The organism is Alkanindiges illinoisensis, from assembly GCF_004377485.1.
Lineage (GTDB): Bacteria > Pseudomonadota > Gammaproteobacteria > Pseudomonadales > Moraxellaceae > Alkanindiges > Alkanindiges illinoisensis_A.
In genome coordinates this window covers 1-1,892 of sequence record NZ_SNTY01000063.1, presented here as the reverse complement: position 1 = coordinate 1,892, position 1,892 = coordinate 1, and the positions used below count along the sequence as shown (strand labels likewise).

The following is a 1,892-nucleotide window of genomic DNA, read 5'->3' as shown; positions in this document are numbered from 1 at the left end:
ATGATTTGATTGGTAGTATACAACATCAGAAAGTTACCTTTGTTTGATTAAGATTCGACACCTTTATCTAAACGGGTAACTTTCTCTTTTTCAAGATCTTTGTCCGATCAGATCGGAACTAATACAGCTTAAGAGTGGTAAGCTCATTCAGATACTTCATGAGGAAACCTCTCCCGTTTGGCGCCTGTATTTATATCGTCCACAGCGGGGCCCGACACCTTTGCGAATCCGAGCATTGTTTGATTACTTAGCGGAAGTGCTGGGCCATATAGAAAACTGAATCAAATGGAACTAACCTTTTTTCTAGAAAGTAGAAATCAGATAAGACCATCACGTATCTAGAGTAACTACAATTTTTCCTATTTGCTGATTTGATTCAAGATAGCGCTGAGCGTCATGCATGTCCTCAAAGTTAAAGCAACGGTCGATCACTGGACGAAGATATCCTGCACCTATACTGCTAAGAATAAATCGTCTGGCTTGCTCCCTTAGAACAGGGTCATGCAGAACCTCAAGGAACAAAAAACCTCGCATGGTTAAGCTCTTGCGTAATGCAACTTTAAGCGGAAATGGTGTGATCTCAGGGCTAAGTGCACCATGCATAACCATCGTTCCTCCTACAGACATCGCTTTTGCAATCTGTTCAATATGAGGCCCTCCTACAGCATCGAAGGCGACATCAAGATGTTCTCCACCTAAACGTAATACAAGCGCCTCATACAAATCTGGTTCATCTTCAGTGGCTATAACATTTTTAACACCGAGATCCAGTAAACGTTGCTTTTTCTCTATCGTCTGTGTACTTGCAATGACCTTAGCTCCCGCTGCTTCAGCTATCTGTATCGCAGCTAGTCCTACGCTACTTGAAGCTGCTGTGATCAAGATCGTTTTTCCTTTCGAAACTCCACCAGCATGGATTACACCACCCCAAGCCGTCAAATACTGCATCCAGATTGAAGAAGCTTCTTCCCAGCTTAAACTATCGGGTTTGTGAACTAAAAAAGTTTCTGGAATCAGGAACTTGTCCGCATATGTCCCATATTTGGCTAGATTGTCAGTCGGAAGAATCGATACTGCATCTCCTGGAGAAAATTGGCGTACACCTTCACCTATCGCCAGAACTACGCCTGCTCCCTCATATCCCAGACGAGAGGGGAATACTGCCTTTTGAATATAAGTACCACGCCGAAACATTACATCAGCCCGGTTGAGTCCGATCGTTTTCATCTGGATTAGAACTTCTCCTGCGGCTGGTAAAGCCACAGGAAGTGTTTCTAATGTCAGAACATCTGTATCTCCAATAGAATTGAAGCGCCAAGTCTTGGCCTGAAGTGCGTTAAATGACATCAATCACGACCTTAATATTGGCAGAGCGATCTTGAACAGCATCATGAGCCTCAATCGCTTGGTCTAGAGGAAAATGACGAGGATCAACAATAGGACGCAGTTTACCTTCCTCAACGAGACGAGTCGCGATCTTAAGGATATCACCATGATGAGCACGGCGATTGCCTGTTAACATCGGCATTAGGACGAATACGCCAGACACTGTGGCACACCGTAGAGATGAACTCGCTAAATTATGATTACCAAATGCAGCACAGCTGGTAATGTGGCCATAGTGAGTTGTCATGGAAAGTGAGGCTTCGAGTACTGGACCACCCACAGTGTCGTAAACAATGTTAAAACCTTGACCCTCAGGGCTTGCAGCAATAATGTCATCGGAAGATGCTGTTGTGTAATCGAGAGGTGTTGCACCGAGTTCGGTAGTGTTCAAAAAACTGTGTCATTTCCCTACACTGTTAAAAACAGGAATGACACATTATGGCAAATCCCTTTGACTTTGAAACAGCCTTAAAACAACTCCAGTCAGGTCAAGCATTGACTGGAGA

General features: G+C 44.0%; 1 protein-coding gene and 2 pseudogenes. 1 reads left to right on the top strand and 2 read right to left on the bottom strand.

The features are described 5' to 3' along the window. Positions 1 to 127: 127 nt before the first annotated feature. Positions 128 to 280: pseudogene (locus tag E2B99_RS12070) on the top strand (LysR family transcriptional regulator); the annotation flags it as partial. A 50-nt stretch (positions 281 to 330) separates the two neighbouring features. Here E2B99_RS12070 and E2B99_RS12065 read toward each other — a convergent pair. Beyond that, positions 331 to 1,347 carry a zinc-dependent alcohol dehydrogenase family protein gene (locus E2B99_RS12065; RefSeq protein ID WP_134245240.1) on the bottom strand — a complete coding sequence of 339 codons (1,017 nt, stop codon included), beginning with the start codon at positions 1,345 to 1,347 and terminating at the stop codon, positions 331 to 333. Beyond that, positions 1,337 to 1,768 (bottom strand): annotated as a pseudogene (locus E2B99_RS12060) (zinc-binding dehydrogenase); the annotation flags it as partial. The pseudogene E2B99_RS12060 and the gene E2B99_RS12065, both read right to left, overlap by 11 nt. Between the last annotated feature and the right edge of the window lie 124 nt (positions 1,769 to 1,892).

Excerpts from the sequence above, each read along its gene's own strand:
- E2B99_RS12065 (WP_134245240.1), bottom strand. The coding sequence starts at position 1,347 with ATGTCATTTAACGCACTTCAGGCCAAGACTTGGCGCTTCAATTCTATT.